Source organism: Erwinia sp. LJJL01, assembly GCF_047300805.2.
Lineage (GTDB): Bacteria > Pseudomonadota > Gammaproteobacteria > Enterobacterales > Enterobacteriaceae > Erwinia > Erwinia aphidicola.
Genome location: NZ_CP178576.1, coordinates 1982277 through 2007020, shown reverse-complemented (window position 1 = coordinate 2007020; position 24744 = coordinate 1982277). Strand labels below are relative to the sequence as shown.

Here is a 24744-nt window from a genome sequence, read left to right as displayed (position 1 = left end):
GGTCAGCTCCCGCTGTTTTCGTCCTTCCTTGTGCGCCCGAGCAGGCTGGTTGCCGCCTCACGCGCATTCTTACCACAGTAAAGCACCTGATAAATCTGCTCGGTAATGGGCATTTCCACGCCGAACCGCGCAGCCAGCGCCTTCACTTCTTTGGTATTGCGGAATCCTTCCACCACCTGCCCAATCGTGGCCTGTGCGCCTTCAACATCGGCACCCTGCCCCAGCATCATGCCGAAGCGGCGGTTACGCGACTGATTATCGGTACAGGTGAGTACCAGATCGCCCAGCCCGGCCATGCCCATAAACGTCGTGGCATCTGCGCCCAGCGCGGCACCCAGGCGGCTCATTTCGGCCAGCCCGCGGGTAATCAGCGCGGTGCGGGCATTGGCGCCAAAGCCAATACCGTCCGACATGCCAGCGCCGATAGCGATCACGTTTTTCACCGCTCCGCCCAGCTGCACGCCGATAAAATCAGGGTTGTTATACACGCGGAAGCTTTTACCGCAGTGCAGCAGCTGCTGCAGCTCTTCGGCAAACTGCGTGTCCGTCGCTGCCAGCGCAATCGCCGTTGGCAGGCCAGCGGCCAGCTCTTTGGCGAAAGTCGGGCCGGAAATCACCGCCAGCGGAATAGCGTCACCGAGGATCTCACGCGCCACGTCTTGCAACAAGCGGCCCGTCTCCTTTTCCAGACCTTTCGTAGCCCACACAATGCGCGAATCAGCGCGCAGATGCGGCTTAATCTGTTGCAGCACGTCACCAAACACGTGGCTTGGCACCACCACCAGCAGGTCGCGGCTGGCCGCAATCGCCGCAGCGAGGTCGGTTTCAAGGTGGAGCGTAGCGGGGAAAGGGACATCGGGAAGGAAAGCGGTGTTACAGCGGTCGGCCTGCAGTTGCGCCTGGTGCTGCGGGTTATGGCCCCACAGCACCACGTCATGGCCGTTACGCGCCAGCGTAATCGCCAAAGCGGTGCCGTACGAGCCGGCACCGATGACGCTCATAGAAGCATGAAGGCTACGCATTAAGCGTCCTGCTGCTGTGCTGCACCTTCACCTTCAGACTGCTGCAGATAGTTCATGAACAGCGCGTCAAAGTTAACCGGTGCAAGGTTCAGCTGCGGGAAAGTACCGCGTGATACCAGGCTGGTGATGCACTCACGTGCATACGGGAACAGAATATTAGGGCAGTAAGCGCCCAGGCAATGTGCCATCTGCGTGCCTTCGATACCACCGATAGAGAAGATACCTGCCTGCTGTACTTCACACAGGAACGCAGAGTCTTCGCCGACGGTTGCGGTCACGGTGACGCGCAGTACCACTTCATACACATCGTCAGCCAGCTGGCTTGACGCGGTGTCGAGGTCCAGTTTCACTTCCGGCTCCCACTCTTTCTGGAAAACCTGTGGCGCGTTAGGCGCTTCGAAAGAGATATCTTTGGTGTAGATACGCTGGATCTGGAAAGACATATCGGTGTTGTTCTGTTCTGACATGGTACGTAATCCTATTGGTTAATAATCCGTTATTGCGCTGCAGCAATAGTCAGGCAATGTGCGCCAGATGCGCAGCCTTCCCTTATTTTAACAGCGGTTCAAGGCCATCACGACCGTCGAGTGCAAACAGGTCGTCACAGCCGCCGATGTGCTGTGCATCAATAAAAATCTGAGGCACCGTGGTCCGGCCGCTACGTTCAATCATTTTTTCACGCAGGTCAGCATTCCCGTCAATTGGAATTTCTTTGAAATTCACGCCTTTCTGGCTCAGTAGTGCTTTCGCCCGATGGCAGAAAGGACAGGTTGCTTTGGTGTAGATCTCAACGTTAGCCATGGTGGCCCTCCAGTAATCGTTATTGCGCGCGGTTTATTTACCGCGCACCAGCGGCAGATTATCGCCGCTCCAGCCGGATACGCCTTCTTTCAGCACGTAAACCTGCTCATAGCCTGCAGCATTCAGCTGCGCCGCAGAATCGGATGCGGAGGTGCCGGTAGCACACACCACGATCAGCGGTTGGGCTTTATATTTTTCCAGCTCGCCGAAGCTACCTTTCTTGATATCTGCGGCCAGCACATTAATCGCATTAGAAATATGGCCCTTGCGGTAATCATCGCGCCCACGCACGTCCACTACCACGGCTTCTTCTTTGTTAATTAAACGGGTTGCTTCACCACGGCTAATTACTTTTACCTTGGAGAACATGCCCTTAACGGTGGTCACGATCACCAAAACCAGCAGAACAACCCACGCCAGAGCTAAAATGGTGTGATTGCCTGCGAACTGCATAATATCTTGCATGAGGGGTAACAACTCCCGAAAGGGTTAATAAGCTAAAACAAGGCTTCTGAGTATACCTGCCAGGAGTGCCATGTACAGTCGCGTAGAGCCTCAGAGTGATGTTTTCTGCGACAGATTACAAAAAAAAGTTGCCTTAAGTGAAAGCAGCTATCCTGTGATGGCGACGCTGCGTTCTTAAGCGGCGAATTGTTGTGCAATCAGGGCTTTTTGTGGCATCGGATCTGGCGGAAATGTTACCGTCAGTAATAGAAAACCAGCGCGAGATGGCTGGTAAGCTGCTGTTCATCGTGGAATAATCCGGGGCTATGAGGGAAAAAGCGACAGTGTTACATTCATGGACCCCGCGTAAACAGCAGGCTGCTGCCCTGCCACTGCGCGTAAGCATGTCCAATCTGGCAGTCGGGGTACTCTGTACCAGCGCCCTGCTGTTCTCTTTTTCCGCTCTCGCGGCAGAAGACAACAAGTCTCAGCTGCAAAGTATTCAACAGGATATCGCGGCAAAAGAGAAAAGCGTCAGGCTGCAAAAGCAGCAGCGCAGCCAGCTCCTTGACCAGCTGCAGAGCCAGGAGAAGGTCATTGCCCAGGCCAGCCGCCAGCTGCGCGACACGCAGAGCAGCCTCACCACGCTGAATAAAGAGATTTCCGCGCTTAATGCCTCCATTACTCAACTCCAGCAGCAGCAGACCCAGCAGGAATCGATTCTGGCTGAGCAGCTGGATGCCGCTTTCCGCCAGGGCCAGCACAGCGGGCTGCAGCTGATCCTCAGCAATGAAGAGAGCCAGCGCAGCGAACGTATGCTGGCCTATTTCGGCTACCTCAATGAGGCGCGCCAGAAATCGATTGAAGACCTCAAGCAAACGCGCAGCGATCTCTCTGCGCAGAAAGCCAGCCTGGTGGATAAGCAGGCCCAGCAGAAGTCGCTATTAGCACAGCAGCAGTCGCAGCAGGCGAAGCTGGAAAGCGCTCGCCAGGCGCGCAAGAAAACCATCACCACGCTCGAATCCTCGCTGGAGAAAGATCAGGCCCAGCTGGTTGAGCTGCGTCAGAACGAAAGCCGCCTGCAGGATAAAATCGCCAGGGCCGAACGTGAAGCTAAGGCGCGGGCGGAACGTGAAGCGCGCGAGGCTGAAAAAGTTCGCCAGCGTGAGGCGCAGGCGAAGAGCAAAGGCACCACCTACAAACCGACCGACAGCGAGCGGTCGCTGATGTCGCGCACCGGCGGCCTTGGTCGGCCGGGCGGTCAGATGGTCTGGCCGATCCGCGGCAGCATTGAACACCGCTTCGGTGAGCAGCTGCAGGGGGAACTGCGCTGGAAAGGACTGGTCATCGACGCGCCGGAAGGTACCGAAGTCAAAGCGATTGCCGATGGCCGCGTGCTGATGGCCGACTGGCTGCAGGGCTACGGCCTGGTGGTCGTGGTCGAGCACGGCAAAGGCGATATGAGTCTGTATGGTTATAACCAGAGTGCGCTGGTGAGCGTAGGTACCCAGGTCCGCGCAGGACAGCCTATCGCGCTGGTCGGCACCAGCGGTGGGCGCGGCACGCCGTCACTCTATTTTGAAATCCGCCGTCAGGGACAGGCAGTCAATCCACTACCGTGGTTAGGAAGATAGTTTTGTTTCAACTCCGAAAACTCAGCGGTCTGCTGGTCGCCATCGTGATGGTCAGCCCGGTGTACGCCGGTAAGCTTTCGATTGTCATTGACGATTTCGGCTATCGCCCCGCGCAGGAAAATCAGGTATTACAGATGCCTGCAGCCATCTCCGTCGCGGTGCTGCCCAACGCCCCGCACGCCCGTGAGATGGCGACCAAAGCCCACCAGCGCGGCCACGAGGTGCTGATCCACCTGCCGATGGCCCCGCTTAGCAAACAGCCGCTGGAAAAAGACACGCTGCGCCCGGATATGTCGAGCGAGGAGATTGCGCGCATCGTGCGTGAAGCCGTCGCCGATGTGCCGTTTGCCGTTGGGCTAAACAATCATATGGGTAGCGCGATGACCTCCAGCCTGCCGGGAATGCAGAAAGTGATGCAGGTGCTGGATCGCTACAACTTCTACTTCCTCGACAGCATGACCATCGGCAACAGCCAGTCAACCCGCGCCGCCGCAGGCACCAGCGTGAAGGTGATCAAGCGCCGCGTATTCCTTGACGATACGCAGAACGAGGCCGATATTCGCCAGCAGTTTACCCGAGCAGTACGCCTGGCGCAGCGCGATGGCTCCGCGATCGCCATCGGCCATCCGCATCCGACCACGGTGCGCGTGCTGCAGCAGATGCTGCCGACGCTGCCCGCCGATATTACCCTGGTGCGCCCGAGCCAGCTGCTGAACGAGCCGCAGCGCGGCAGCAATCGCCCGCTGCCGGCAGAAAAACCGCAGCCGCGTAATCCGTTCCGCGGCGCAGACGTGTGCAAGGTGACGGTTAAACCGGTGCCGGCCACGCGTGCGCTGAGCGTGATCGCTGACAGCATCAGCAACAATCCGCTGGTGCAGAGCCTGAAGAAAAACCTTTTCGGGAAATAGCCGCTGTAGAGGCCGACCTTTTTTCCGTCAGACCCACCCGGGCTGACCGAAAATGAGGACCAGCCTCTACAACTCACTGATATGCATAATAATATAGGGGTCGCCCGCTTTTCTGGTCGACCCTGTCTGAATTAGCTCCAGTCGAGGATCACTTTCCCTGAATGCCCGGAGCGCATCTCATCAAAGCCCTGCTGGAAGGCAGCAATCGGATAGCGGTGGGTGATCACCGGGGTCAGATCCAGCCCGGACTGCAGCAGTGCGGCCATTTTATACCAGGTTTCAAACATCTCCCGGCCATAGATCCCTTTGATAAACAGCCCTTTGAAAATCACCTGATTCCAGTCGATTGCCATTGAGGCAGGGGGGATACCGAGCATAGCGATGCGCCCGCCGTGGTTCATCACGTCGAGCATGGCGCGAAACCCGTCCGGTACGCCGGACATCTCCAGCCCGACGTCAAACCCTTCCGTCATGCCGAGTTCCGCCATCACCTGCGGCAGATTTTCATGGCTGACATTCACCGCCCGCGTGACGCCCATCTTGCGCGCCAGATCCAGCCGATACTGGTTAACGTCGGTGATCACCACGTGCCGGGCGCCAACGTGACGACAGATAGCCGCCGCCATTATCCCGATCGGCCCGGCACCGGTGATCAGCACGTCTTCGCCGACCAGGTCAAAGGAGAGCGCGGTATGCACCGCATTCCCAAACGGGTCAAAAATCGCCGCCAGATCGTCAGGAATGTTATCGGGGATTTTGAAGGCGTTCACCGCCGGGATGACCAGATACTCGGCAAAGCAGCCCTGTCGGTTGACGCCGACGCCAATCGCATTGCGGCACAGATGCGTGCGGCCACCGCGACAGTTGCGGCAGTGCCCGCAGGTGATATGCCCTTCACCGGACACGCGGTCGCCAATGCGAAAGCCAGCCACTTCCTGGCCCAGCGCAACAATTTCACCAACATATTCATGGCCCGTAATCATCGGCACCGGAATAGTCTTCTGCGACCACTCATCCCAGTTGTAGATATGCACGTCGGTGCCGCAAATCGCCGTTTTGCGGATTTTAATCAGCACGTCGTTATGGCCCGGCTCCGGAATTGCCGCATCCTCAATCATCCAGATCCCCGGCTCAGCGTGCAGCTTGGCTAAGGCCTTCATCATGCCTCCCGCTGGGCAATCACGCCCAGTTCCTGGCCCACCTTCACAAAGGCCGCTACGGCACGTTCCAGCTGCGCCTGACTGTGCGCGGCGGAGATCTGGGTGCGAATACGCGCCTCTCCTTTTGGCACCACCGGATAAAAGAAGCCGGTAACGTAAATCCCTTCATGCTGCAGGCGGCTGGCAAACTCCTGCGCCAGCCGCGCTTCGCCCAGCATCACCGGGATAATGGCATGATCGGCCCCGGCCAGGGTAAAGCCCGCCGCGCTCATCGCACTGCGGAAATAGCGCACGTTGTCCCACAGGCGCTGGCGCAAGCCCTGCCCGTCCGCCAGCATATTCAGCACCTGAATCGAGGCCGCAACAATTGAGGGCGCCAGCGAGTTAGAGAACAGGTAAGGCCGCGAGCGCTGGCGCAGCCACTCCACCACCTCTTTTTTAGCCGCCGTGTAGCCACCTGAGGCGCCCCCAAGCGCTTTACCCAGCGTGCCGGTGATAATATCTACCCGCCCCATTACGTCGCAGTGTTCATGGCTGCCGCGCCCCTGCTCGCCGACAAAGCCGACGGCATGCGAGTCGTCTACCATCACCAGCGCCTTGTAGTGTTCCGCCAGGTCACAGACGCCGCGCAGGTTGGCGATCGCGCCATCCATGGAGAACACTCCGTCGGTGGCGATCAAAATATGGCGCGCTCCGGCCGCCTGCGCCTGCTGCAGGCACGCTTCCAGCTCCGCCATGTCGTTGTTGGCATAGCGGTAGCGCTGCGCTTTACACAGGCGGATACCATCAATGATTGAAGCGTGATTCAACGCATCGGAAATCACCGCATCCTGCTTGCTTAACAGCGTCTCAAACAGCCCACCGTTGGCGTCAAAGCAGGAGGAGTAGAGGATGGCATCTTCCATGCCGAGAAACGCCGCCAGCTGCTGCTCCAGCTGACGATGGCTGTCCTGCGTACCGCAGATAAAACGCACCGAGGCCATGCCAAAACCGTGGGTATCCATGCCTGTTTTCGCCGCGGCGATTAAGGCGGGATGATTCGCCAGGCCAAGATAGTTATTGGCACAGAAGTTCAGCAGCCTGCTGCCATCCGCCAGCACGATCTCCGCCTGCTGCTCGCTGATAATCTGCCGCTCACGCTTGAACAACCCTTCCTGTTCCGCGCGGGCCAACTCTCCTTTAAGCTGTTGATAGAAATCCTGACTCACCTTTATCCTCCAGAAATCATTTTTTGCGATACAGATTACTGAAAGTGAAGCACAGGCTTGAACAACCACGCGGGGGAATGTGAATTTTGCAGCATAACTCACGGAAAATAACGCTGAGCAGCGGGGGTTACGGACTCCTCTGGCTGTCGAGGGCGCAATGAGATGTTATGATAAGAGCCATTAGCGTGTGAAACCTCCTGTTTCACCCCACTGTATTAGGGTTAAAGCTCATGATTATCGTTACCGGCGGCGCTGGATTTATTGGCAGCAACATCATTAAAGCGCTGAATGATAAGGGTCACACCGACATTCTGGTGGTCGACAATCTGAAAGATGGCACTAAATTCGCCAACCTGACGGATCTCAATATTGCCGACTACATGGATAAAGAAGATTTTCTGATTTCACTGCTCGCCGATGAAGACTTCGGTGATGTGGAAGCCATTTTCCATGAAGGCGCCTGCTCTTCCACCACCGAGTGGGATGGCAAATACATGATGGATAACAACTACCAGTACTCGAAAGAGCTGCTGCACTGGTGCCTGGAGCATCAGGTTCCATTCCTGTACGCCTCTTCCGCCGCCACTTACGGCGGCCGCAACGCTGACTTTATCGAAGAGCGCCAGTATGAAGAGCCGCTGAACGTCTACGGCTACTCGAAAATGTTGTTCGACCACTACGTACGTAACATCCTGCCGGAGGCGCAGTCTCAGGTGTGCGGATTCCGCTACTTCAACGTGTACGGGCCGCGTGAAGGCCATAAAGGCAGCATGGCGAGCGTCGCCTTCCACCTCAATACCCAGCTGAACAACGGCGAGAACCCGAAGCTGTTTGAAGGCAGCGACGGCTTTAAGCGCGACTTCATCTACGTGGAAGACGTGGCCTCCGTAAACCTGTGGTTCTGGGAAAATGGGGTCTCCGGCATCTTTAACTGCGGTACCGGCCGCGCCGAATCTTTCCAGGAAGTGGCCGATGCCGCCCTGAAATATCATCAGAGCGGCGAGATCGAATACATTCCATTCCCGGAAAAGCTGAAAGGCCGCTACCAGGCGTTTACCCTGGCGGACCAGACCAAACTGCGTGCGGCAGGCTATGACAAGCCGTTTAAAACCGTCGCCGAAGGCGTGGCAGAGTATATGGCCTGGCTGAACCGTAACGCGTAAGAGGCCTTCCGGCGATGAAAACTCTGGTAATCGGCCCGTCATGGGTCGGCGATATGATGATGTCGCAAAGTCTCTATCGCACCCTGAAGGCCGAAAATCCTGACGCCGTAATCGATGTGATGGCACCCGCGTGGTGCCGTCCTCTGCTATCACGCATGCCGGAAGTGCACGAGGCGCTGTCCATGCCGCTCGGCCACGGCGCGCTGGAAATTGGCGAGCGCCGTCGTCTGGGCAAGTCGCTGCGTGCCGCCGGCTATGAGCGTGCTTACGTACTGCCAAACTCATTTAAATCTGCGCTGGTGCCCTTCTTCGCCGCCATCCCCCGCCGTACCGGCTGGCGCGGTGAGATGCGTTACGGGCTGCTGAATGATGTCCGCGTGCTGGATAAAGCGGCTTTTCCGCTGATGGTGCAGCGCTATGTCGCGCTTGGCTATGACAAGGCGCGTATTCAGCGCGCGCAAGATCTACCGCAGCCGCTGCTGTGGCCTAAGCTGGCGGTAGGGGAAGATGAGAAGCAGGCGACCGTTGCCGCATTCAGCCTTAACCCGCAGCGCCCGATCGTTGGTTTTTGCCCCGGCGCTGAGTTCGGTCCGGCTAAACGCTGGCCACACTACCACTACGCCACGCTAGCGCAGCGCCTGATCGATCAGGGCTACCAGGTGGTGCTGTTTGGTTCGGCGAAAGACGCTGAGACCGGCGAAGCGATCCTCGCCTCGCTGGCTGAAGAGTCACGCCAGCACTGCTGTAATCTGGCCGGGAAAACCCAGCTGGAGCAGGCAGTCATCCTGCTGGCTGCCTGCCATGCCGTGATCAGCAATGACTCGGGGCTGATGCACATCGCCGCCGCGCTCGACCGCCCGCTGATCGCGCTGTATGGCCCAAGCAGCCCGGATTTCACCCCACCACTTTCCGATAAAGCACGCGTGATCCGCCTGATTACGGGTTACCATAAAGTGCGTAAAGGTGATGCCGCCGAAGGCTATCACCAGAGCCTGATTGATATTACTCCAGAACGCGTCCTGACCGAGCTGGAAACGCTTTGCCCCCGGCCTGGAGTCTGAATGCGGGTTCTGATAATTAAAACCTCCTCCATGGGGGATGTGCTTCACTCTTTGCCGGCGTTAACTGACGCCATGCACGCCATTCCCGGTATTCGCTTTGACTGGGTGGTGGAAGAGGGCTTTGCCCAGATCCCTTCCTGGCACCCGGCGGTCGACCGCGTGTTACCTGTTGCCATCCGCCGCTGGCGTAAGCACTGGTTCGGTAGCCAGGTGCGTGAAGAGCGGGTCGCATTCAAACGCGAACTGCAGTCGCGGGAATATGACGCGGTGATTGACGCCCAGGGGCTGATTAAAAGCGCCGCGCTGGTGACGCGCCTGGCGAAAGGTATCAAACACGGCGCAGACAGAAATAGCGCACGCGAGCCATTTGCCAGCTGGTGGTACGATAAGCGTTACGAAATCAGTAAGCAGCAGCACGCGGTGCAGCGTACCCGCGAACTGTTCGCCAAAAGTCTTGGTTACGACCTGCCCACCACTACCGGTGACTACGCCATTGCCCGGCACTTCACCGCCGAACTGCCCGCTGATGCCAACCAGTACCTGGTGTTTTTACACGCCACCACCCGCGATAATAAGCACTGGCCGGAAAGCCACTGGCGTGAGCTGATCGGATTAATGCAGCCTTCAGGCCTAAAGATTAAATTGCCCTGGGGTGCCGAGCATGAGCATCAGCGCGCACTCAGGCTGGCCGAGGGCTTCGACTTTGTTGAGGTCCTGCCTAAGCTGACGCTGGAACAGGTTGCCCGCACGCTGGCGGGTGCGCGTGCAGTGGTATCGGTTGATACCGGCCTTAGCCACTTGACCGCCGCCCTCGATCGACCGAATATTACCCTTTATGGCCCGACGGACCCGGGGTTGATTGGCGGTTATGGCAAGAATCAGTATGTACTGCGCCCGGAAACGGGGAAGGAGATGGCGGGGATTAGTGCCAGTCAGGTATGGAATACATTACAGCAGGTAGCGTCATGAAAAAACTTCACATTATTAACCTGGAGAAGATGGGTGGCGTAGAGCGCCTTTTTCTGCAGTACATCAACGGAAATAAAGACAATAATGACAATGTGATTTGTATAAGTAATAGCATCGGTGAAGAAATTAAAAAACAACTGCCGAAGACAAAAATTACTTTCGCAAATCGTATTTTTAACGCACTGTCACTACGCTGCCCTCAAATTTTTCGCAAATATTTATTGCAGTGGAAAATAGAACGCACTGGTGCTGATGTAATCATTGTCTGGGATCTTGTACCAGGACTCATAAGTAAGCCTAAGCGTGGTAAGTTAATATATTATGACCACGGATGTTCATGGCGTTATGCGAAAAACAAAAAAACACTGAATTTCTTTTCCATGCTGGATGGAATTATTGCAGTGTCTCATGCATCAAAAAGAGTAATGGAGCTAAGATTTAACTTAAAATGTAATGTTGATGTGGTATTAAATCGAATCCAAACACCTTCCGGTATAGATACCTCTCCAAGATTACTTTCACAGTGTGTGAAATTAGGGACTGCATCACGACTTGTTTCTTTAAAAGGAATTAGCGTGATGTTGCTGACCCTGCAGGAGCTTATCAATCGCGGTCATAACGTCATGCTTGAAATTGCAGGGAAAGGTCCAGATCAAGTGACGTTTGAGGAACTAGCGAGTAAGTTAAATTTAGAAAAAAAAGTAATTTTTAGCGGATTCCAAGACAACACTAAAGATTTTTTTAATCGAATCGACATTTATTTAAGTACACCCGTTACAGAACCATTTGGCCTTTCATCAATGGAAGCGTTATATTTTTCAGTACCTGTAGTATTCCCTTTAATTGATGGACAACCTGAAGCCATCCGTGATGAATACTGTGGTATTGGTGTAAAACCATCCGTCAGCATAGAGGAACATAAAAAATTATCCGGAGTAAGTATAGATTTTCCACATAAGGTGTATGATCCTGTTAATGACTTTTTGATAGAACCTCAGGTTTTATCTCATAAAGCATGTGCTGATGCTGTAGAGCGACTCCTTTTTCAGGAATCCTATGCTAAGTTTAGCGCTAATGCGCAACGCTATACATCTGAAAATTTTGATTATAATGACTTCATGTCAGAATTTAATACTAAGCTAAGCTATTATGTAAAAAATGAATTATCAGATAGAAGTATAAACTAATGAAACATTCTAAAACAACAACACTGGTTTTATGGCTTAGCTGTATTTCACTCTCATCATCTTTAGTAGCATCGACAATATGCCGCAATGCGCTTTATCTTGCAGCAGCTATAGCATTGATAGATTTTTTTATAAAGAAAACCAAACCGCAATTGAATTATGCAACATTTATAGTATTCATTGTCCTTCTACTAAGTTTCTCTCTCTATTTACAGACGGTTATTTTTAGTTCAACAATGTTACATGAGATAGATCTGAATTATAGAGAAGCGGCGAAAAGGATGTTTTTAGGTACAATAATTTCAATATATTTAATCTCTCATAGAGATAAGATATCTGATAAAGGATGGCTTGGTGCTTACAGTTGGGTAACAATTGGATTTATTTATACCACATTAATTGCTTTTAAACTTTCAGTACCTAATAGACGCTTAGAATTGAAAACAGTCGCAACTATGACAGCCTATGTTTTTGTGATTATTTCACTAGCAGCTACTTATATCACTTTAAAGCTCAATGGTTGGTACAGAAGCATATCGGTGATTTTCGTTGTGATGATAAGTAGTTATATTGTATTACTTACACAGACACGATCGGTCTTGCTGACTTACCCACTAATTTTACTATTACTATTATTGAAAGAAAAATTCTTTAACAAACAGAACCTTGTTTTATTGGCCGTAATGACTGTTTGTGCGATATCTTTATTTCTTCCACGAATCCATACTGCGACGGAAAGATTAGAGCGTTCATTTATCGAGTACAATGAGTATAAAAATAATGATGAGAGCACTTCGCTAGGTTCAAGATTCAGTATGTGGAAAGCTGGCTTTTCAATTATTAGTAGCAGTATGTTAGGGGAAAGTGCCGATAGACGAGATGCACTTGCCCGTCAATACATTGATAATCATGAGAATGGTAATCACGAGGCACTACGTGTCATTAAATATCATTATCACAATGACCTGCTGGAAGCGATTACACTGCGTGGGATACTTGGTGTTATAATCCTACTCGCTTTTTATATTTTCACCATATATGCCTCATACAGATTTACAGGCTCCACAACTATAACATTACTGTTAATGGCACCTACTTTGCTATATGGAAGTACTGATTCACTACTAATCGATCATCGTTATGTCACGACATTAATCCTTTTGCTTCCATTTTATCTATGCATTGACAGCACTATAAATAATAGAAAAATCATTAACTTAAACAATAAACAAGGTGGCTAAATTGACTATTTTAATCACTGGCGGAGCTGGATATATTGGCTCCCATACAACGCTAGCACTACTGGAAAAAAGTAAAGAAGTTATTGTGCTTGATAATTTGACAAACTCTTCTAGTGTCGCTTTGGATCGTGTGAGTTGTATAACTGGTCGTAGCGCCGTTTTTTATCAAGGTGATATTAACGATCGCCGTATTATTAAAGAAATTTTTGGAAAGCATAAAATTTCATCGGTAATCCATTTCGCTGGACTCAAGTCAGTGGGTGAGTCTGTTAAAAAACCGCTTGAGTATTACCAAAATAATGTCACTGGCACATTAACATTGCTTGAGGAGATGCGAAGGGCGCAAGTATATAACCTGATATTTAGCTCTTCAGCAACAGTTTACGGCACGCCCGAAGCAATTCCTTTAACGGAAAACTCAGGCACAGGGGGTACAACAAATCCCTATGGCACATCAAAATTTATGGTAGAGCAAATTTTACGTGATGTTGTTAAGTCCAGCCCAGAATTTGCAGTCACTATATTGCGTTATTTTAATCCTGTGGGTGCTCATGAATCAGGCTTAATAGGTGAAGACCCTGGCGGCATCCCTAACAACCTTATGCCTTTTATTTCCCAGGTTGCCAGTGGCAAACTGCCTCAACTGGCCATTTTTGGTGATGATTATCCAACAGTCGATGGTACAGGTGTTCGTGACTATATCCATGTCATGGACTTGGCAGAGGGGCATTTGAAAGCTCTTGAACACATTGCTCCAGGCATCAATACTTATAATTTAGGTACTGGTGTTGGCTATTCAGTTTTGCAGATGCTGAAAGCCTTTGAAAAAATTTCCGGCAAAAGTATCCCATACAACATTATGCCTCGCCGCGAAGGAGATATTGCAGAGTGCTGGGCGGATACTCATCTGGCCGAAGATCAATTAGGTTGGAAGGCAAAACGTGGCTTAGAACAAATGATGCGGGATACCTGGAACTGGCAAGAGAAAAACCCACACGGTTTTAAAGATTAGATAAATGGGCGAGTGATGAAAATCTCCCCGCCCCGTGATATTGCGTTAGATCATATGTTCTAATCGCTCATAGACATATTCTGGTGAGATAGCTCTTAAAGGTTCTTGTAAATTAGTAACGCGGGGATCCGTTACAGGCAAATAGATCTGCTTATGCAATTTTGGATCTTGATATGGACCACTGCGCCGGGGGTCTTCAGTAACAAACAGGCTTAATGTTGATACATGTAGCGCTATAGCAAGATGAAAAGGACCTGTATCACCGGTTATCAGCAAATCCATTGAATCAATCACTCCCAATAGCTGCGGTAAGGTCGTTTTTCCAACATAATTGATAACTTTTTTAGCAAAAACAGGATCAAGTTGCTTCAAAAAATCAGTAGCTAAATGAGTTTCTATTTCAGAACCAATAAGGACGATTTCTATATCACCATGCTTATCAATTAACTTTTCTGCTAATATTGCAAAGTATTCTGGGGGCCAACAGCGTACTTTTGAGGAGGCCCCCAACTGGAAGCCTATCCGCCGTACACTCGCATTTTTTTCGAGGCGCTGAAACTCACAAGGTAACACCATATCAACATTATCGGTTGAGCACCCGAGAACAGAAACAAGCTTCATTTTCCTGGCAATTACATGCTCATCAAAATAGTCCAAACCGTAAACCAGCCAGGATGCCATTTTCCCAATAGGTTTAGCATAATTATCGCGCACGATATACTGGCACCCGGCAAGACCAGCGCTGAGGATGTCATAGGGCATGTGTGAATGTAAAAGCACTGCGAGTTGGGGTCTAATGCGCTTTGCCTCTTCTACCAACTTAAACATATCACTGACTTTATTATTCCAAAACAACACATCATCATAATCGTCACGGCGGGTCAGCAAATTGGCATATTTAGGATGAGCAACCAATGTAATTTTTGCTTGCGGATAACGCAAACGAATTGCATGTATTCCTGGAGAGTTAAACATATAGTCTCCAAGCGCCGTAGTAGAATATACAAGGATGCTGGTAAACTGCTGGGTTGCCAAAAGCTGACGCTTCTCGGTCGTAACCTTGGATCGCCGGCAAAAGAGTTTCATAACAAGGTTACACAGCGCAATTTTAACTTTTTTAGACTCTCTCACTTTTTGGCAACCTTATCTCGATAATACTCTGCCAGGGTTTTCCCCACCGTCCTTTTTGAAAGCCAGCTAAAAAGCTGCTCCAGGTCCTGATACAGCGTCTCAATATGCTGCTCAGTCGAGAATGTTGGGCTGCCTCCTGGCATGAACTCCGAGGAGTGCAGCATGAATTCAACGTAGTCATGACCTTCATCCAGCGATTTTTGCGCTACGCGCTTCATCATTTCGACATTGCCACCGGATGGACGTAGCCAGTGAACAGAGGGTGAACGCCGTTTACCTCGCAGACGATCGTATCCCTGCTTAAAAGCATTCATTACGCCAGAGTGCTTGTACTGGATCGTCATGGGGACTTCTAACAGCGGCGAATCCCCTTTTTGTGCAATGTTTCTCTCATCAATGAAATAGGCCTGCTCGGGGAAATCCGTATAGTTTGTTCCACCGTTGCCTTTAGGATTGCCTGGCGAGTATTGCCAGTTGACCTTTGGCGTCACTGAGCAATCAACCACATAACCAAACTCTATCAGTAAGGCAGCATAATATTCATTAAACGCCCAACGCCCGGCACGATGACTCAGCATCTTGGTTTGGAAAGTCTCTTCCAGCAGATGGGTCATGAACTCGACTTTGCTGCGAATTTGTTCGGCAGGATACTCAATCAGGTAGGGTTTATGCCGCCAGTCATCATCCGTCAGTGGTTCTAGCGGAGGACTATTCCACGCATGAAGATGCATGCCAATTTCACCTGTATCACGGGAAATCACATCACGGGCAAAAGCGACATAATCCGGGTCAATTGCCATCTCATAGTTGGTTAAATAAACCGGCTTAAAGGCATATTTTTCACACAAAGCCTGAAAGCGAGGGAGATAGTGCGTATTTTTTGTCGAGATGCGATCGTGATTTTGCCACAAATTATCGCCCTCGGTGTCAATGGTAATGATAAACGCCGGTTTAGACATGAGTGTTGAACCTGAAATAAGCCTTACTGCATATGTTACGCAGGGCGTTACGCCCGCGCAAACGACTTTGCAGACAATGTTTAACTGCTGGTGAGAGTCTGAAAATCTGCCAAGGCTAGCCACGCTGCCTCAGGTCCATTAGAATCCCAGACTTGTTCATCGGAAAGCCACAGATAATGAATTCAGACTCGACTTCCACTCCACAACGCATTCTGGTTATCAAACTCCGTCATCACGGCGATATGCTACTGCTGACCCCGGTGATCAATAGTTTGAAACAGTGCTGGCCACAGGCAGAAATTGATGTCCTGCTTTATCATGAAACACGGGAAATGCTGTCGGCTAATCCTGCGATAGGCGAATTGATTACTATAGACAGGCAGTGGAAGAAACAGGGTGCAAAAGCGCATCTGGGCTATGAATGGCGGTTGCTGCAGCAGCTTCGTGGCAAAAAGTATGATGTGGTGCTCAATCTTGCCGATCAGTGGCGAAGTGCCATTGCAGCGCGCTGGACAGGAGCACCGATAAGATTAGGTTTCGATTTTCCTAAACGGCGCGGAGCATTCTGGCGTAAGTGCCATACCCAGCTGATCCCGGTTACCCACCATCATAAACTGCACACCGTTGAACAGAATCTGTCATTGCTTGAGCCACTCAAACTGGCTACCCATGTTACTCAGGTCACCATGGGCTATGATGCTGTAGACTGGCAACGAGCCGAAGAACTCCTCCACCAGCATCAAGTTAATCAACCCTATATTCTGGTACAACCGACTTCTCGCTGGTTTTTCAAATGCTGGACGGAAGAGAAAATGGCGGCAGCCATCACTGCGCTACAAGTAAAGGGCCACACGCTGGTGATCACTTCAGGCCCTGACAAACGCGAGCAGGAGATGGTGACCAAAATTTTGGCCAACTGTCCTGCTGAACGCATCGTTTCCCTGTCCGGACAGCTCAGTTTGCGTCAGCTTGCTGCACTCATTGATCATGCGAGGTTGTTCATTGGGGTGGATTCCGTTCCTATGCACATGGCAGCGGCATTAGATACCCCATTTGTAGCCCTATTTGGCCCAAGCAAACTGACATTCTGGCACCCTTGGCAGGGCCGGGGCACCACAATTTGGGCTGGCGACTATGGCCCTCTTCCTGACCCCGATGAGGTGGATACGAAAACCAACCAACGCTATCTCGATATCATCCCTGTCGACGCCGTCATCGCTGCCACAAAGGAGTGGCTGGTATGAAGCCTTTTCGCCTGGCGCTTGTACGCCAAAAATATCGCCCGGACGGTGGAGCGGAACGCTTTATTTCGCGGGCACTCTCAGCCCTTGAGCAGCAAAACCTTGAACTCAATGTCATCACCCGCGAGTGGCAGGGGGAAAATCATCCCGACTGGCATATTCACCGCTGTAACCCACTTAAGTTTGGGCGCATCAGCCGCGAACGCGGTTTTGCCTCAGCTGCCAGAGCCCTGTGGCAACGCGAGAACTTTGACTTGGTGCAAAGCCATGAGCGTATCGCCGGCTGTGATATTTATCGCGCCGGCGATGGCGTTCATCACAACTGGCTACAACAGCGTGCACGCCTTTTGCCGAAATGGCGTCAACCTTTATTATTTGGCAATCCCTATCATCGTTACGTCATGCAGGCGGAGGCGGCCATGTATGCCGCGCCTGAGCTTAAAGCAGTGATTTGCAATGCCGCGATGATTAAACAGGAAATCATTGAAAGATTTGACGTTACTCCGGAAAAAATTACCGTCATTTATAACGCGATTGATAGCCAAAAGTTTCTTCCTGCAAATGAAGAAGTCAGACAGCAACTTCGCCAAAAGCTGCAGCTACCACAGCAGGTACGCTGCCTGATTTTTGTTGGTTCTGGTTTTGAAAGGAAAGGGTTGGCAGCTGCTATTAAGGCAGTGGCCCCAACCAACAACCATCTGATGGTTATTGGCCAGGATAAAGATGAAAAAAAATACCGGGCGTTAGCGGTTTCATCGGGCTGCAGCGATCGCATCCATTTTATGGGGATTCAGAAAGAGACTCTGCCTTTTTATCAGGCGGCAGACGGCTTGCTGTTACCCACCCTGTACGATCCCTTCCCTAACGTGATCCTCGAAGCGATGGCCTGCGGCCTTCCGGTAATCGCCAGTAAAAACTGTGGTGGTGCCGAATTTATTACTCAGGGTGTGAATGGTTTCGTTACGGATGCACTGGATGTTGCCGCACTCACCTCAGCGATTGAGCAATTGCCTCATCAGACGCTGGGCTCGACAATGGCAGAAGCTGCACGGGCAAAAATTTTACCGTACAGCCCAGCCAGTCTGTCGGCGCAACTGATCGATCTTTATCAGCGAGTTTTAGCAAAATGAAAAGCCATATCCTGTTTATCATCGATGGACTTCCGGGCGGAGGGGCAGAAAATGTTACTCTGACGCTGGCAAAGGGACTCGCCGAGCGCGGATGTGTTGTGACCTTGCTTGCCCTGGATAAACGTCGCGACTACGAGATACCTGACTGCATCAACTACTTTGTAGATCATGACAACGGGAAAGGCGCTTTCCGCAAGCTATCTGAATTAGCGAGGCGTTCTGCTTCGCTGGATCGCTTGTTGCCTGGGCTCTTTGACAAGTATGGTCTTCCATCTCTGGTTATCAGCAGTTTGCATAAAACAGACAGGATTGTTGTGCGCTCAAAATTACTGCGCTCATGCAATTTGTGGTTCTGCGTGCACGGCATGTTTTCGCGCTCATATCTTGGCAATAAAAGGGGATTCAGCCTGTGGTTTAAAAAGCTAAAGCTGAAAAAAGTTTATAAAAATCAGCAGATGATCACCGTCTCCGATGCTGTGGGCAAAGACCTCTTACAGAAAGTGGGTATCAAGCCCAAAACCATCCAAACTATCTACAACCCGTTTAATATCAGCGAAATCATACAGCGCGCCGCTGGGGAAAACCCCTATGCGGCAGAAAGCTATATTGCGCATGTCGGGCGCTTTCATCAGGTGAAGCGCCATGATCGCTTGCTGGAAGCATTTGCTCTCGCCGATCTTCCCGGTAAATTAATTCTGGTCGGTCAGGGCGAAGAATCTGTCGCGCAGCAGATTAAGGATAAAATCTCCAGCCTGGAGCTGCAGGACAAAGTTATTCTTGCGGGTTTTACCCAAAACCCCTTGCCGATTATCAAAGGGGCGAGAATGGTTGCGCTCAGTTCAGACAGCGAAGGGCTACCTTCGGTGTTGATTGAAGCGTTGATGTGCCATACACCGGTAATCAGTACGAACTGTCCAGGTGGAGCTGCAGAGATTATGAGTGGAGAGTTACGGCCGTTTCTGGCGGAATTAACCAGCGAATCGTTAGCAGAGAAAATGCAGAAAGCCTGGCATTCCCCCCCGATGATTGTGGAGGAGATGTATCAGCGTTTTAGCTATGACATTATTCTGGATAAATATCTAGCTTTGCAAAAAGCTCAGTACTGAAGTGTAAGCGCCCCAGCCATCAGGTCGGGGCATGTATAATTACGCGCGTATTTTTTCCCAAACTTCATTGACTTGAACATCAATGCAGTCACCAGACACTGTTTGCAGAATATCGTAACCACCTGACCACGGGTGCCACTCATTTTTATTGGTATCACCAAAGAACACCACCTGCTTTTTATGCATCGCTGCGGCCAGATGCATCTGCCCACCATCACTGCATAACACCTGCGCACACTGCTCGTACGCTGCAACCAGCTCACGCACGGAAGCGGTAGGATAGAGTGAAACACGCGGGCTATGACATGCCGCCAGTACCTGCTCGGCGCGGTGCCGATCGCCAACATCATCCGGCGCCAGCGTGCCCTGCGGCGACCAGAAGATCAGTACACTTCCGCTGTTTTCCTGCAGATACTGCTGAATAATGGCGACATAGCGCTCCAGCGGCCAACGCCGTTTCGGACTGCGGCTGCTGATGTGCACAGCCAGCCCAATCGGTTGCCCTGGCTGAAGCTGTTCAATACGTTGCCGGGCATGCTGGCGCTCCTGCTCGGTGAGCCAAATGCGCACGGGCGGAATGGCAATCTGTTGGTCAGTGATCGCTGACAGATAGCTGAAGGTCTGCTCAACCTGATGCTCACCGCGAAAATCCGCACGGCGGTAAGGCACAGTGATGCTTTTGTCACCGGTATCGGCGCCAATAATATGCTTTGCACCGGCCATTTTCGCCAGACGCAGGCTGTATTTACAAGGAACGGGATTCGCAAGAATGGTGGCGTCAAAATGAATGCGGCGCAGCTGCATAAACATTTTCAGGCGTTCAAAATAGACCCCCAGCTTGGCGGATCTCCCCGCAGCGTGCTTCGCCTTGCGGTAAATGAAGGTGCGGGTAATATGCGGATTATTTTTCACCACGTCCTGACTAACAGTGTTGATCAGCAGATAGACGTTAGCCTCAGGATAAGCCGTTTTTATCCCTTCGATCAGCGGTGTTGTACAAACCAAATCGCCGATATTGTCCCGGCGTATCACTAAAATATTCTTCATTACTCATTAACCTGCAGCGCACAGGTGCGCCAGATGTACATAATCAATTTAAGGCGCGATTAGCGCGTTACCATCCCCTGAGTACCCCCATCCATTGAATATTGCCTCCTTCCCGCCAGCGGCAACGGGTGGTGCTTTAGCTATTTGACACCCCTCGGACTGGAATTGCACACGGAAAGTCAAAAAAAATCCAGATAATCCTTAGCCGTTTTTAACCCATTCAAATTTGTATGGATTGTTATTTTCTCCAATGAGGGGATAACTCCAGTGCTCCGGCCGCAGGTTCACCCTTATGAAGTAGTGTGAGCCCGCCCAACTTATCTGCTAACATGCCGTATTATTTCTCATTTTTTGGCTACCTCCGGGCGTAAGTCTCTGTTCACCTGAAAAGCAATGTGATGATTACCATTTATACCGCTCTGCTGTATCTCATTCAGCCGTTAATCTGGCTTCGTCTCTGGCTCCGCGGCCGGAAAGCCCCCGCCTATCGCAAACGCTGGGCGGAACGCTATGGCTTTTGCGCAGGCAAAGTAAAGCCTGACGGTATTCTGTTGCATTCAGTTTCGGTGGGCGAAACGCTGGCCGCCATTCCGCTGGTGCGGGCGCTGCGCCATCGCTACCCCGATCTGCCTATCGTGGTCACCACCATGACCCCCACCGGGTCTGAACGTGCCAGCTCTGCCTTCGGCAAAGATGTGCATCACGTCTATCTGCCTTACGACCTGCCCGGGGCGATGAACCGCTTCTTCGATACCGTGCGCCCACGCCTGGTGATCATCATGGAAACCGAGCTCTGGCCGAACATGATCACTCAGCTGCACGAGCGCAAAATCCCGCTGGTGATTGCCAACGCCCGGCTGTCAGAACGCTCCGCCAGGGGTTACCAGAAAATCGGCAAATTTATGAAGCGATTGCTGCAACGTATTACGCTTATCGCCGCGCAGAATGCCGAAGACGGGGAGCGCTTTATCAGCCTTGGTCTGAAGCGCTCTCATCTGGCGGTCACCGGCAGCCTGAAATTTGATATTTCCGTGACGCCAGAGCTGGCTGCCCGCGCGATCACCCTGCGCCGCCAGTGGGCGCCACGCCGCCCGGTGTGGATTGCCACCAGTACCCATGAAGGGGAAGAGAGTATTATTCTGGACGCGCACCGCAAATTACTGGCGCGATTCCCTAATCTGCTGCTGATCCTGGTGCCGCGCCACCCGGAACGTTTCGAGACGGCGCGCGCGCTGACGCAAAAAAATGGCTTCAGCTATATCCTGCGCAGCAGCGGTGAGATCCCGTCCGGCAGCACTGAGGTGGTGATTGGCGATACCATGGGCGAGCTGATGCTGCTGTACGGCATTGCCGATCTCGCCTTTGTTGGCGGCAGCCTGGTCGAGCGCGGTGGCCACAATCCACTGGAGCCTGCCGCCCACGCTATTCCGGTACTGATGGGGCCACATACCTTTAATTTTAAAGATATCTGCGCCCGCCTGCAGCAGGCAGATGGTCTGATCACCGTTACGGATGCGGAGTCGCTGGATAAAGAGATTGGCAATCTGCTGACCGATGAGGACTACCGCCTCTACTACGGCCGTCATGCCGTTGATGTGCTGCATCAGAACCAGGGTGCTCTGCAGCGCCTGCTACATTTACTGGAACCTCATCTGCCACAGCGGAATCATTAAATGAGCGTACGTCAGAAACTGTCGGTAGTGATGATAGCCAAAAACGCGGCCGAGCTGCTGCCTGAATGTCTTGAGTCCGTCAGCTGGGCGGATGAAATCATCGTACTCGACTCCGGCAGCAGCGACGCCACCGCGGCCATTGCCGAACGGCACGGCGCGCGGGTTTATCACTCCAGCGAGTGGCACGGCTACGGCAAACAGCGCCAGCTGGCACAGAGCTACGCCAGCCATCCGATGATTTTAACCCTCGACAGCGATGAGCGCGTCACGCCTGAACTGCAGCACGCCATCGAACAAGTGCTGCAGCAGCCCGCTTCAGACAGCGTCTACAGCATCGCCCGGCGCAACCTGTTCCTCGGGCGCTTTATGCGCCACAGCGGCTGGTACCCCGACCGCGTCACCCGCCTCTATCCACGCCACTACCGTTACAACGACAACCAGGTGCATGAGTCGCTGGAAACATCCGGCAAGCGCGCCACGCCGCTCAAGGGCGACCTGCTGCATCTGACCTGCCGGGATTTTTCTGCCTTCCAGTGGAAGCAGTTTGCCTACGCGGAAGCCTGGGCTAAACAGCGTCACCAGCAGGGTAAGCGCTGTGGGATTGCCGCCATTTTCGGCCATACCTTCGGGGCATTTTTCAAAACGCTTGTGCTGCGCGCAGGTTTTCTTGACGGTAAGCAGGGATGGCTGTTGGCGGTGGTCAACGCACAGTATACTTTTAACAAATACGCGGCCCTCTGGGCTCTGAATCACGCATCCAGGAAGGGCAGACTATGAGCACCAAAGCCATCTACCCCGGCACCTTTGATCCGATGACTAACGGCCACCTTGATATCGTGTCCCGCGCGGCCCTGATGTTTGACAGCATCGTGCTGGCCGTTGCCGCCAGTCCGAGCAAAAAACCGCTGTTTTCCCTTGAGGAACGCGTGGCGCTGGCGACCGAGGTGGTCGCGCATCTGCCAAATGTGGCAGTGGTGGGGTTTAGCGACCTGATGGCGAACTTTGCTAAAGCGCAGCAGGCTAATGTACTGGTGCGCGGCCTGCGCGCCGTCTCCGACTTCGAATACGAGCTGCAGCTGGCGCATATGAACCGCCACCTGCTGCCGACGCTGGAAAGCGTTTTCCTGATGCCTTCCGAACAGTACTCGTTTATCTCATCGTCCCTGATGAAAGAGGTGGCGCGCCACGGTGGTGAAGTGCAGGCGTTCCTGCCAGCGCCGGTATATCAGGCGCTGAAAGCCAAACTCTGAGATTACTTCTGGCAGCGGCGGCAGAAGAAGGTGCTGCGCTGCCCGTGCTTGCTGATTTCAATCGGCGTACCGCACGCTCTGCACGGCTCCCCTGCCCGACCATAAACCTGCAGCTCCTGAGCAAAATAGCCCGGCTTGCCGTCGCTTTGTAAAAAGTCGCGCAGCGTGGTGCCGCCCTGCTCAATCGAACGCAGCAGCACCGCCTTGATGGTGCGGACCAGCAGCGCGGTATCGGCTTCGCTCAGTTCCATTGCCGGACGATCGGGCAGGATCCCGGCGACAAACAGCGATTCGCTGGCGTAGATGTTGCCCACCCCCACCACTATTTTGTTGTCCATCAGCCAGGGTTTTACCGCCGTGCGTTTACCGCGTGATTTTTCAAACAGATACTGCGCGGAAAAGTCATCGCTCAACGGTTCTGGCCCGAGATGGGAGAGTACCGAGCTGGCCGTCAGATCCGGGCTCCACAGCCAGGCGCCAAAGCGACGCGGGTCGGTATAACGCAGCACTTTGCCATTGCTCATCACCAGGTCGACGTGGTCATGCTTCGCCGCAGGTAGCTCCTCCGGCAGCACGCGCAGGCTGCCCGACATACCCAGGTGGATGATGATCCAGCCCGTCGGCAGCTCCAGCAGCAGATATTTCGCCCGGCGCTGAACGCTGAGCACCGGCTGGTCGCTTAGCGCGTGGATCTCCTGTGACACCGGCCAGCGCAGGCGTGAATTTCGCACCACCGCATGCAGAATAGTGGCGCCAACCAGGTGCGGTTCGATCCCGCGTCGGCTGGTTTCAACCTCGGGTAACTCTGGCATATTCTCGCCTCCGTTGCTGTTTGGTCACCTGCGATGCCGCACAGTATTACAGACCCGCAGAAACAAAAAAACCCGGCCGAAGCCGGGTTTTTATCCACTGAGATTAATTACTTAATCTTAGCTTCTTTATAGATCACGTGCTGGCGGACAACCGGATCGAATTTCTTCAGTTCCAGTTTTTCCGGCTTAGTACGCTTGTTCTTCGTGGTGGTATAGAAGTGACCTGTCCCAGCAGAAGAAACCAGCTTGATCTTCTCGCGAATACCTTTAGCCATGATTCAGTTCCTTTACCTTAGTACTTCTCACCACGGGTACGCAGATCGGCCAGAACCGTCTCAATACCCTTTTTATCAATTACGCGCATGCCTTTGGCAGTTACGCGCAGTGTAACGAAGCGCTTTTCGCTCTCAACCCAAAAACGGTGAGAGTGCAGGTTCGGCAGGAAACGGCGTTTCGTCGCGTTCATTGCGTGGGAACGGTTGTTACCCGTCACCGGACGCTTGCCAGTTACTTGGCAGACTCGTGACATGTCTATTCTCCAAAAATCAAATCAGCTCGAGCTTTAAAAATAAGGTTTTAGCCGCC

Annotated in this window: 26 protein-coding genes; 14 read left to right on the top strand and 12 right to left on the bottom strand. The window is 52.4% G+C overall.

Going from position 1 to position 24744, the window contains the following annotated elements; translation table 11 throughout:
* Positions 1-2: 2 nt before the first annotated feature.
* The 4 genes from gpsA to ACLI4M_RS10130 all read right to left on the bottom strand — a co-directional run bounded on the left by gpsA (position 3) and on the right by ACLI4M_RS10130 (position 2288).
* Complete coding sequence (gene gpsA / locus ACLI4M_RS10145) at positions 3-1022, bottom strand: NAD(P)H-dependent glycerol-3-phosphate dehydrogenase (RefSeq protein WP_133622304.1); 1020 nt, start codon at positions 1020-1022, stop codon at positions 3-5.
* Positions 1022-1489: a protein-export chaperone SecB gene (gene secB, locus ACLI4M_RS10140; RefSeq protein ID WP_048914249.1), complete on the bottom strand. Its 468-nt coding sequence runs from the start codon at positions 1487-1489 to the stop codon at positions 1022-1024. The genes gpsA and secB overlap by 1 nt, the downstream gene beginning before the upstream one ends.
* A gap of 82 nt (positions 1490-1571) precedes the next feature.
* The gene (gene grxC, locus ACLI4M_RS10135; protein WP_048914248.1) at positions 1572-1823 is read right to left on the bottom strand and encodes a glutaredoxin 3; all 252 of its coding nucleotides are present in this window, start codon (positions 1821-1823) and stop codon (positions 1572-1574) included.
* Positions 1824-1856: 33 nt separating this feature from the next.
* Positions 1857-2288, bottom strand: a complete 432-nt coding sequence (locus ACLI4M_RS10130) for a rhodanese-like domain-containing protein (RefSeq protein WP_048914247.1) — start codon at positions 2286-2288, stop codon at positions 1857-1859.
* A gap of 305 nt (positions 2289-2593) precedes the next feature.
* Between ACLI4M_RS10130 and envC the strand changes: the two genes are divergently transcribed.
* Together envC and ACLI4M_RS10120 are read left to right on the top strand one after the other, a co-directional pair.
* Positions 2594-3901, top strand: coding sequence for a murein hydrolase activator EnvC (gene envC / locus ACLI4M_RS10125; protein WP_048914246.1), 1308 nt, complete (start codon positions 2594-2596; stop codon positions 3899-3901).
* Positions 3902-3903: 2 nt separating this feature from the next.
* Positions 3904-4809, top strand: coding sequence for a divergent polysaccharide deacetylase family protein (locus tag ACLI4M_RS10120; protein ID WP_133622305.1), 906 nt, complete (start codon positions 3904-3906; stop codon positions 4807-4809).
* A 131-nt stretch (positions 4810-4940) separates the two neighbouring features.
* Here ACLI4M_RS10120 and tdh read toward each other — a convergent pair whose 3' ends face one another.
* Positions 4941-5969: an L-threonine 3-dehydrogenase gene (gene tdh, locus ACLI4M_RS10115; RefSeq protein WP_099754404.1), complete on the bottom strand. Its 1029-nt coding sequence runs from the start codon at positions 5967-5969 to the stop codon at positions 4941-4943.
* Positions 5969-7177, bottom strand: coding sequence for a glycine C-acetyltransferase (gene kbl, locus ACLI4M_RS10110; protein WP_133622306.1), 1209 nt, complete (start codon positions 7175-7177; stop codon positions 5969-5971). The genes tdh and kbl overlap by 1 nt, the downstream gene beginning before the upstream one ends.
* 230 nt (positions 7178-7407) lie before the next feature.
* On the opposite strand from kbl, the gene rfaD reads away from it, so the two are divergent.
* From rfaD to galE, 6 genes are read left to right on the top strand one after another with little or no spacing between them, the layout of a single operon-like run.
* Positions 7408-8340 carry an ADP-glyceromanno-heptose 6-epimerase gene (rfaD, locus tag ACLI4M_RS10105; RefSeq protein WP_099754394.1) on the top strand — a complete coding sequence of 311 codons (933 nt, stop codon included), beginning with the start codon at positions 7408-7410 and terminating at the stop codon, positions 8338-8340.
* Between the two features lie 14 nt (positions 8341-8354).
* The gene (gene rfaF / locus ACLI4M_RS10100; protein ID WP_133622307.1) at positions 8355-9401 is read left to right on the top strand and encodes an ADP-heptose--LPS heptosyltransferase RfaF; all 1047 of its coding nucleotides are present in this window, start codon (positions 8355-8357) and stop codon (positions 9399-9401) included.
* Positions 9402-10370, top strand: coding sequence for a lipopolysaccharide heptosyltransferase RfaC (rfaC, locus tag ACLI4M_RS10095; RefSeq protein WP_133622308.1), 969 nt, complete (start codon positions 9402-9404; stop codon positions 10368-10370). It abuts the gene before it with no gap.
* Complete coding sequence (locus ACLI4M_RS10090; protein WP_133622309.1) at positions 10367-11557, top strand: glycosyltransferase family 4 protein; 1191 nt, start codon at positions 10367-10369, stop codon at positions 11555-11557. Before rfaC ends, ACLI4M_RS10090 begins: the two co-directional genes overlap by 4 nt.
* Positions 11557-12798: an O-antigen ligase family protein gene (locus tag ACLI4M_RS10085; RefSeq protein WP_133622310.1), complete on the top strand. Its 1242-nt coding sequence runs from the start codon at positions 11557-11559 to the stop codon at positions 12796-12798. The genes ACLI4M_RS10090 and ACLI4M_RS10085 overlap by 1 nt, the downstream gene beginning before the upstream one ends.
* 1 nt (position 12799) lies before the next feature.
* The gene (galE, locus tag ACLI4M_RS10080; RefSeq protein ID WP_133622311.1) at positions 12800-13810 is read left to right on the top strand and encodes a UDP-glucose 4-epimerase GalE; all 1011 of its coding nucleotides are present in this window, start codon (positions 12800-12802) and stop codon (positions 13808-13810) included.
* A 45-nt stretch (positions 13811-13855) separates the two neighbouring features.
* Here the strand turns inward: galE and ACLI4M_RS10075 are convergent, their stop codons facing one another.
* Both ACLI4M_RS10075 and ACLI4M_RS10070 read right to left on the bottom strand, forming a co-directional pair.
* Positions 13856-14941, bottom strand: a complete 1086-nt coding sequence (locus ACLI4M_RS10075; protein WP_133622312.1) for a glycosyltransferase family 9 protein — start codon at positions 14939-14941, stop codon at positions 13856-13858.
* The gene (locus ACLI4M_RS10070) at positions 14938-15900 is read right to left on the bottom strand and encodes a polysaccharide deacetylase family protein (protein WP_133622313.1); all 963 of its coding nucleotides are present in this window, start codon (positions 15898-15900) and stop codon (positions 14938-14940) included. The genes ACLI4M_RS10075 and ACLI4M_RS10070 overlap by 4 nt, the downstream gene beginning before the upstream one ends.
* A 176-nt stretch (positions 15901-16076) precedes the next feature.
* On the opposite strand from ACLI4M_RS10070, the gene rfaQ reads away from it, so the two are divergent.
* The 3 genes from rfaQ to ACLI4M_RS10055 are packed head-to-tail and all read left to right on the top strand — an operon-like array spanning position 16077 to position 19377.
* Positions 16077-17144, top strand: a complete 1068-nt coding sequence (gene rfaQ, locus ACLI4M_RS10065; RefSeq protein ID WP_133622314.1) for a putative lipopolysaccharide heptosyltransferase III — start codon at positions 16077-16079, stop codon at positions 17142-17144.
* Positions 17141-18271: a glycosyltransferase family 4 protein gene (locus tag ACLI4M_RS10060; RefSeq protein WP_133622315.1), complete on the top strand. Its 1131-nt coding sequence runs from the start codon at positions 17141-17143 to the stop codon at positions 18269-18271. The genes rfaQ and ACLI4M_RS10060 overlap by 4 nt, the downstream gene beginning before the upstream one ends.
* On the top strand, positions 18268-19377 hold the full coding sequence (locus ACLI4M_RS10055) for a glycosyltransferase (RefSeq protein ID WP_133622316.1): 1110 nt from the start codon (positions 18268-18270) through the stop codon (positions 19375-19377). Before ACLI4M_RS10060 ends, ACLI4M_RS10055 begins: the two co-directional genes overlap by 4 nt.
* Before the next feature lie 39 nt (positions 19378-19416).
* Here the strand turns inward: ACLI4M_RS10055 and ACLI4M_RS10050 are convergent, their stop codons facing one another.
* Positions 19417-20424 carry a glycosyltransferase family 9 protein gene (locus ACLI4M_RS10050; protein WP_133622317.1) on the bottom strand — a complete coding sequence of 336 codons (1008 nt, stop codon included), beginning with the start codon at positions 20422-20424 and terminating at the stop codon, positions 19417-19419.
* Between the two features lie 398 nt (positions 20425-20822).
* Here ACLI4M_RS10050 and waaA point away from each other — a divergent pair, with 398 nt between their 5' ends.
* The 3 genes from waaA to coaD are packed head-to-tail and all read left to right on the top strand — an operon-like array spanning position 20823 to position 23347.
* Entirely contained in the window at positions 20823-22097 is a 1275-nt protein-coding gene (waaA, locus tag ACLI4M_RS10045; protein ID WP_048914232.1) for a lipid IV(A) 3-deoxy-D-manno-octulosonic acid transferase, read from the top strand.
* Entirely contained in the window at positions 22098-22874 is a 777-nt protein-coding gene (locus ACLI4M_RS10040; RefSeq protein ID WP_048914231.1) for a glycosyltransferase family 2 protein, read from the top strand.
* Positions 22871-23347 (top strand): pantetheine-phosphate adenylyltransferase, encoded by a 477-nt coding sequence (gene coaD, locus ACLI4M_RS10035; RefSeq protein WP_099754955.1) that lies wholly within the window; start codon positions 22871-22873, stop codon positions 23345-23347. The genes ACLI4M_RS10040 and coaD overlap by 4 nt, the downstream gene beginning before the upstream one ends.
* A gap of 2 nt (positions 23348-23349) precedes the next feature.
* Here the strand turns inward: coaD and mutM are convergent, their stop codons facing one another.
* The 3 genes from mutM to rpmB all read right to left on the bottom strand — a co-directional run bounded on the left by mutM (position 23350) and on the right by rpmB (position 24688).
* On the bottom strand, positions 23350-24159 hold the full coding sequence (mutM, locus tag ACLI4M_RS10030; RefSeq protein WP_133622318.1) for a bifunctional DNA-formamidopyrimidine glycosylase/DNA-(apurinic or apyrimidinic site) lyase: 810 nt from the start codon (positions 24157-24159) through the stop codon (positions 23350-23352).
* Positions 24160-24266: 107 nt separating this feature from the next.
* The gene (rpmG, locus tag ACLI4M_RS10025) at positions 24267-24434 is read right to left on the bottom strand and encodes a 50S ribosomal protein L33 (protein WP_001051798.1); all 168 of its coding nucleotides are present in this window, start codon (positions 24432-24434) and stop codon (positions 24267-24269) included.
* 17 nt (positions 24435-24451) lie between these two features.
* On the bottom strand, positions 24452-24688 hold the full coding sequence (gene rpmB / locus ACLI4M_RS10020) for a 50S ribosomal protein L28 (protein WP_034888493.1): 237 nt from the start codon (positions 24686-24688) through the stop codon (positions 24452-24454).
* Positions 24689-24744 lie beyond the last annotated feature (56 nt).